Source organism: Anaeromyxobacter sp. SG64, assembly GCF_022690745.1.
In the GTDB taxonomy this organism is placed as follows: Bacteria; Myxococcota; Myxococcia; order Myxococcales; family Anaeromyxobacteraceae; genus Anaeromyxobacter; species Anaeromyxobacter soli.
Genome location: NZ_JALCZB010000154.1, coordinates 1 through 6,346, shown reverse-complemented (window position 1 = coordinate 6,346; position 6,346 = coordinate 1). Strand labels below are relative to the sequence as shown.

6 protein-coding genes are annotated in these 6,346 nt (G+C 76.7%); 3 read left to right on the top strand and 3 right to left on the bottom strand.

Features of this window, described 5'->3' with window-relative positions; genetic code table 11:
- Positions 1 to 1,038 (bottom strand): serine/threonine-protein kinase (locus tag MNZ29_RS23230; protein ID WP_242356965.1); only part of this gene is annotated, 1,038 nt, incomplete at its 3' end.
- A gap of 219 nt (positions 1,039 to 1,257) precedes the next feature.
- Here MNZ29_RS23230 and MNZ29_RS23225 point away from each other — a divergent pair.
- The gene (locus MNZ29_RS23225) at positions 1,258 to 1,737 is read left to right on the top strand and encodes a pyridoxamine 5'-phosphate oxidase family protein (RefSeq protein ID WP_242356963.1); all 480 of its coding nucleotides are present in this window, start codon (positions 1,258 to 1,260) and stop codon (positions 1,735 to 1,737) included.
- Entirely contained in the window at positions 1,734 to 3,098 is a 1,365-nt protein-coding gene (locus MNZ29_RS23220; protein ID WP_242356961.1) for a GAF domain-containing protein, read from the top strand. Before MNZ29_RS23225 ends, MNZ29_RS23220 begins: the two co-directional genes overlap by 4 nt.
- A 36-nt stretch (positions 3,099 to 3,134) precedes the next feature.
- On the opposite strand, the gene MNZ29_RS23215 is transcribed toward MNZ29_RS23220, so the two are convergent.
- Entirely contained in the window at positions 3,135 to 3,710 is a 576-nt protein-coding gene (locus MNZ29_RS23215; RefSeq protein WP_242340844.1) for a c-type cytochrome, read from the bottom strand.
- On the bottom strand, positions 3,707 to 4,873 hold the full coding sequence (locus MNZ29_RS23210; protein WP_242356959.1) for a hypothetical protein: 1,167 nt from the start codon (positions 4,871 to 4,873) through the stop codon (positions 3,707 to 3,709). The genes MNZ29_RS23215 and MNZ29_RS23210 overlap by 4 nt, the downstream gene beginning before the upstream one ends.
- 137 nt (positions 4,874 to 5,010) lie before the next feature.
- On the opposite strand from MNZ29_RS23210, the gene MNZ29_RS23205 reads away from it, so the two are divergent.
- Positions 5,011 to 6,346: DEAD/DEAH box helicase (locus MNZ29_RS23205; RefSeq protein WP_242356957.1), on the top strand; the 1,336-nt coding region annotated here is incomplete at its 3' end.

Genomic DNA, 6,346 nt, shown 5'->3' with positions numbered 1-6,346 from the left:
GACCGCCGCCGCCGACCGCACGAGCCCGCTGCGCGCCGGCGCGGCGAGCGCGGCGCGGAGCGGGGGCGCCAGCGCGGGTCCGGTCGCCGTGAGGACCGGCGTCGCGGAGACGGCTCGGCCCTCGAGGATCTCGAGGAGCTCGGCGGCGCTCTGGGCGCGCCGGTCGGGGTCCTTCTCCGTGGCGCGCGCGATGAAGCGCAGGAGCGCCGGGTGCGCCGCCAGCGACGGGCACTCGTCCGCGGGCGAGGGGACCGGCTCGTAGGCGTGGGCGCGCAGGAGCGTCAGCGGATCGTGGGTCGGGAAGGGGTGACGGCCCGTCGCGAGCAGCCAGGCGATGATCCCGGCGCTGTAGAGGTCCGCGCGGTGATCCACCTCCGCGCCGACCGCCTGCTCCGGCGAGAGGAACTGCGGCGTCCCGACGACGAAGCCCGCCTGGTCGCGCTCGGTGGGCGGGGAGGGCTCCGCGAGCTTGGCGATCCCGAAGTCGAGGATCTTGAGCCGCTCCTCGCCGTCCGGCAGCGGGACGAGCCACAGGTTGTCGGGCTTCAGGTCGCGGTGGACGATGCCGGCGCGGTGCGCCGCGTCGAGGCCGGCGAGGAGCTGGCGGAGCAGCTCCGTCACGCGGGCGGGCGGCAGCCGCTCGTCCCGGCGCAGCCGCTCACGCAGCGACGCGCCGGCGAGGAGCTCCATCACGAGGTACAGCGCGCCGCCGGGCGCGTCGCCGAAGTCGAGCACGTCCACGACGTGCGGCGAGGACAGGCGCACGGCGATCTGGGCCTCGCGCCGGAAGCGCTCGACGTCGCGCGGGCTGTGCGCGACCTCCGCCCGGAGGATCTTCACCGCGACGGCGCGCCCGATACGGACGTTCTCCGCGCGCCAGACGCTCGAGGTCCCGCCCTCGTCGAGCAGCGTCTGCAGGAGGTAGCGCCCGTCGAGCAGCAGGCCCGGGCGGATCGCGTCCTCCAGCGTTCCTTCGGGACGCGCAGGGGCCGGGGCGCGCGCCCTGGCGGCGAGCTCGAGCGTTTCCTGTGGGGTCACCCGCGCCTCCGCCGGCGGTCGTCGCACCGGGGCGATGAGACACGGTAGCGGCTCTCTTCGGCCGGGAGAAGCCGCAGGAAGACGGGACGCGGAGAGGCGCGTCCCGTCCCGCGTTCGGAGTGCAAGGGCCACAGGACCCCGCCCGGGACCCGTCTCCGGGGCCGGGTGCGCGCGGTGCGCGCGAACGTGGGCCTTTAGGATCCGAGGTCGGAGGTCTGGGTGATCCCCGCGCAGCTCGCCGGCTTTCTCGAATCCGGGGTCTCGGTGCTCGTCGCCACGCGCGACGCGCGGCTGTCGCCGGACGCCCTGCGCGCGATGGGCGTGCGCGTGGAGCGCGGCGGCGCCGAGCTCACGGTGTTCCTGCCCGCGGCGACCTCCAGGGAGGCGCTCGCGAACCTCCGCGACAACGGCAGGATCGCGGTCTGCTTCTCGCGCGCCGCGGACCATCGCTCGGTGCAGGTGAAGGGCCGCGCCGTCGAGGTCGGCGAGGCGGGCGCGGACGAGCGCGAGAGGGTGGAGCGGTACCTCGACGCGCTGGCCGACGCGTGGGGCGTCATCGGGATCCCCGCGCGCGCCACGCTCCGGCTCGCGCACTGGCCGTGCCACGCGGTGCGCGTCCGCGTGGAGGGCGTGTTCGTGCAGACGCCCGGGCCCGACGCGGGCGCCCCGCTCGTCGACGTCGCGGGGCGCGCGCCATGATCCGCCTCGAGGAGCTCGGCCCGTGCTTCCCGGGCATCGTGCCGGCCCAGATCGCGACCTGCGGCCGCGACGGCGAGCCGAACGTCACGTACCTGTCGCAGGTCCAGTACGTCGACCCCCGGCGCGTCGCGCTCTCCTGCCAGTTCTTCAACAAGACGCGGCGCAACGTCGAGGAGAACCCGCTCGCCTCCGTGCTGCTCTACCACCCGCTCACCTTCGAGGCCTACCGGCTGCGCCTGCGCTTCGAGCACGCGGAGACCGAGGGGCCGCTGTTCGACACGATGGCCCTGCGCATCCAGGTGATCGCCTCGCACACCGGCATGACCGGCGTCTTCGCGCTGCGCTCCGCCGACGTCTACGAGGTGCTCTCGGTGGAGCGGGTGGAGGGGCTCCTCCTCCCGGCCGATCCCGCCCTCGAGGAGGCCGCGCCGCCGCTGCCGGCGGGGCCGCTCACGGAGATACGCGGGCTGCAGGTCGTCTCCGACCGGATCGCGCGCGCCCCGGACCTCCCGGCGCTGCTCGCGGGGGCGCTCGAGGCGCTCGACGCGCTGTTCGGGTTCTCGCACGCGATGGTGCTCGTCCCCGCGGGCGGGGCGGAGCTCGTCGCGATCGCGAGCCACGGCTACGGCGAGGCGGCCCTCGGCGCGAGGGCCCGGATCGGGGCCGGGATCATCGGCTGCGTGGCGCAGCGGCGGCGGATGCTCCGCGTCGCGGGGGTCGGGGCGGAGCTGCGCTACGGGCGCGCGGTGCGCGAGCGCCTCGAGGCGGCCGGGGGCGGAACGCTCCCGCCGGAGGTCCCGCTCCCCGGCCTCCCCGACGCCCAGGCGCAGCTCGCGCTCCCGCTGCTCGTGAGGGACCGGCTCGTCGGCGTGCTCGCGTTCGAGAGCCGCGATCCGCTCTGCTTCGACGACTGGGACGAGGCCTTCCTCGGGATCGTGGGGAACCAGATCGCGATGGGGATGGATCGCCTGCGGCCGGCAGGAGAGGGGACGGGGCCGTTCCCCGCGCCCCGGCTCGCCCCGGCCCCCGAGCGCAGGCGCGTGTTCTGCTACTACCGCAACGACGACTGCGTCTTCGTGGACGGGGAGTACCTCATCCGCAACGTGCCCGGCCGGATCCTGTGGAAGCTGCTCGGGCAGCACCGGCGGGAGGGGCGTACCGAGTTCACGAACCGCGAGCTCCGGCTCGACCCCGCCCTCGGCCTGCCGGCCGTGAAGGACAACCTGGAGAGCCGGCTCATCCTGCTGCGCCGGCGTCTCCAGGAGAAGTGTCCGGAGGTCCGGCTCGTGCCGGTGCGGCGCGGCCGGTTCGCGCTCGAGCTCGACTGCGCGGTCTCGCTCCTCGAGAAGGAGTGCGGGTGAGGTGCCCGCGCGCGAGGCGGCCGAGCGCATCGGGCGTCACCGCGCCGGCTTGGCGGTGGCGAGCTCGGGCGGGCGCGGCTCCGGCACCCGGTTCTTGATGGCCGGGATGGAGCGCAGGTAGGCGAACATCGCGCGCAGGTCGGCGTCGGTCAGGGTGGCGGCGTTCTGCCAGGGCATCGGCGGGAGGATCGGCCGCCCCCTGCCCATGTGCCGGCCGGAGCGCATGGCGTCGACGAACTCCTTCTCCGTCCACTTGCCGAGCCCGGTCTCCGCGTCCGGCGTCAGGTTCGCCGCGAAGCTCACGCCCCACGGGCCCGACCAGGCCGTCATGGACCCGGCCCCGGTGATCATCCAGGGCCCCTGCGGCAGCGCCGGGGCGGCGGGCATCGTCAGCTGCTCGGGGTGCCCCGAGAGCATCCGCGTCATGTCCGGCTCGGGGGCGCCGCTCTTCCCGGGCTTCCACGGAGTGTGACAGTCGTTGCAGCCGCTGGCGGTGACGAGGTACTTGCCGCGGGCCACGTCGCCCCCCGCGTCCGCGCTCACGCGGGTGAGCGCGAGCGCGGCGAGCAGGGCGGCGCCGCCGAGGGCGACGGGGACGATGCGCTTCTTCATCGGGCTTCCTCCTGGCGTGGGGTGCTGCGAGAGAGGGCGGCGGGGCCGGGCCGGAGCTCGCGGATGAACCTGGAGACGAGCGCGACGGCGGCGCCGTCCACGGCGTGGGTCCCGAGCGGCGGCATCTGGAGCAGCGGGTCGCGCGAGGCCATGCGCGCGAGGAGGACGCTCCGGTCCGGATCGCCGGGGCGGATCCGCGACGGGACGTCGCCCTCGGGGGTGCCGGCCGGGCGGAAGCGGCTCGCCACGCCGACCGCGGTCGCGAGGGCCGCGTCCTGCCGAGCGCCTGGCCCGACGCGCTGCGCGAGCGAGAGCCCCAGGGTCGCGAGCGGCCCGCGGGCGTCGTGGCAGATGCCGCAGTTCGCGTGCAGGTAGCCGAGAGCGGCGCGCGCGACCGGCGTCTGCGCCGCGATCCGCGGGGGCCGGCGGAGGAGCGCCTCGGGCAGCCCGCGGAGGAGCCCGCGCGCGACGAGCGCGGGCAGGTCCACGTCCCCCGCGCCGGGCCGCTCCGCGTGCGCGGCGAGCGGGTCGCGATCCGGAGAGAGCTGCAGCGCGGAGAACCCGAGCACCGGCGTGGGGCCGCCCTCGTGGCAGGCGCGGCAGTCGTAGACGGACGGGATGTCGTGAGGGACCCCCGGGCGGCTCTCGGCCGCGCCGCGGATCCCGCGCTCGGGCGCGAGCACCGCGTCGGCGCCGTCGTCCGTCCAGACGTAGGCCGCGAAGATCCACGAGCCGTCGGCCACCCGCTCCAGGTAGCGCGTCTCGATCCGCCGGCCGAAGCTGAACTCCTTCCAGAGCCGCGTGCCGATCGGGAAGACCCACGCGTCCGGATCGGTGGCGTCGATCGCGGAGCCGGGCGGCAGGCGGATCCAGCGCCGCTTCGTCGCGCCGTCCGACCACAGCGGATACTGCGGCGTATAGGGGAGCACCGCGGGGTCGATCCGGCGCGTCGCGGCGTCCGCGTAGAGCCCGGTGTCGGCGAGCCGGGGGGGCGCCTTCGCGACGGAGGTCTCCTCCGTCCCCGCCGGGTCGAGCGCCGGGGCGGAGGCGCTCACGGCGGCGCCGAGGAGGAGGAGGGCGCCGGCGAGGACGGCGGCCGCCGCCAGCGCGGTGAGGCGCCGCCGGGAGCCGCCGCGAAGCCTCGCCCGTCCGGTCCCCCGCATCGCGCCTCCGCTCCGGCGGCCCGCCGCGCCGTGCGTGCGCAATGTGCCTGGGGGCAGGGGCGCCCGCTTCCTAAATGATCCCTCCGCGCTTCCTAAGAAATGCCTAACGGCCGCGCGTCGGGGTTAGAACGTAGCCCGTGAACACCTTCAGCTCCATCGGGGCCCACCCCGCGCTCCTCCCCGCCCTCGACCGCCGCGGCTACGCCGAGCCGACGCCGGTCCAGGCCGCCGTCCTCGACGCCGCGCACCGCGGCCGCGATCTGCTCGTCTCGTCGCGCACCGGCTCGGGCAAGACCATCGCCTTCGGCCTCGCCCTCGCAGAGACGCTCCTCGAGGACGCCGGGACGTTCGGCGAGGCGGGGGCGCCGGGCGCGCTGGTCGTCGCGCCGACGCGCGAGCTCGCGATCCAGGTGCAGCGCGAGCTCGCCTGGCTGTTCGCGGACGCGGGCGGGCGCGTGGCGTCGTGCGTCGGCGGCATGGACCCGCGGCGCGAGGCGCGCGCGCTCGCCGACGGGGTGCACGTCGTCGTCGGGACGCCCGGCCGGCTCGTCGACCACCTCGAGCGCGGCGCGCTCGATCTCTCCGCCGTGCGCGCCCTCGTCCTCGACGAGGCGGACGAGATGCTCGACATGGGCTTCCGCGAGGAGCTCGAGAAGCTGCTCGGGGCGGCGCCGCCCGACCGGCGCACCGTGCTCTTCTCGGCCACGCTGCCGCGCCCCATCGTCGAGCTCGCGAAGCGCTACACGCGCGAGCCCGCGCGCGTGGCCGCGACGCCCGCGGGCGAGGCGCACGCCGACATCGCCTACCGCGCGCACCTCGTCGCGGCGCGCGAGCGCGAGCACGCGATCGTGAACGTCCTGCGCGAGGCCGACCCGCCGAGCGCGCTCGTCTTCCGCGCGACGCGCGAGGCCGTCCAGCACACCGCGGCCGGCCTGGGCGAGCGGGGGTTCGAGGTGGTGGCCATCTCGGGCGAGCTCACCCAGGCGGAGCGCACGCGCGCCCTGAAGTCGCTCCGGGACGGCCGCGCGCGCGTCCTCGTCGCGACCGACGTCGCCGCCCGCGGCCTCGACCTGCCGGGCATCGCCCTCGTGCTGCACGCGGACCTGCCCCGCGACGCGGAGGCGCTCCAGCACCGCAGCGGGCGGACCGGCCGCGCCGGGCGCAAGGGCGTGGCCGTGCTGCTCGCGGCGCCGCCGGAGCGGTATCGGCTCGAGCGGATGCTGCGCGAGGCGGGGGTGGCCGCCGAGTGGACGGCGGTGCCGACGGCGGAGGCGATCCGCGCGGGCGACGCCGAGCGGCTCGGGGCGGACGTCGCCGCGCTCGCCGCCGACGCGCCGGAGGAGGACCTCGCCGCGGCGCGCCGGCTCGTCGAGACCCGCTCCGCCGTCGAGCTGGCGGTCGCGCTCGTGCGGCGGGACCGGGCGCGCCTGCCCGCGCCGGAGGAGCTGCCCGAGACGGCCCGCGCCGCGCGCG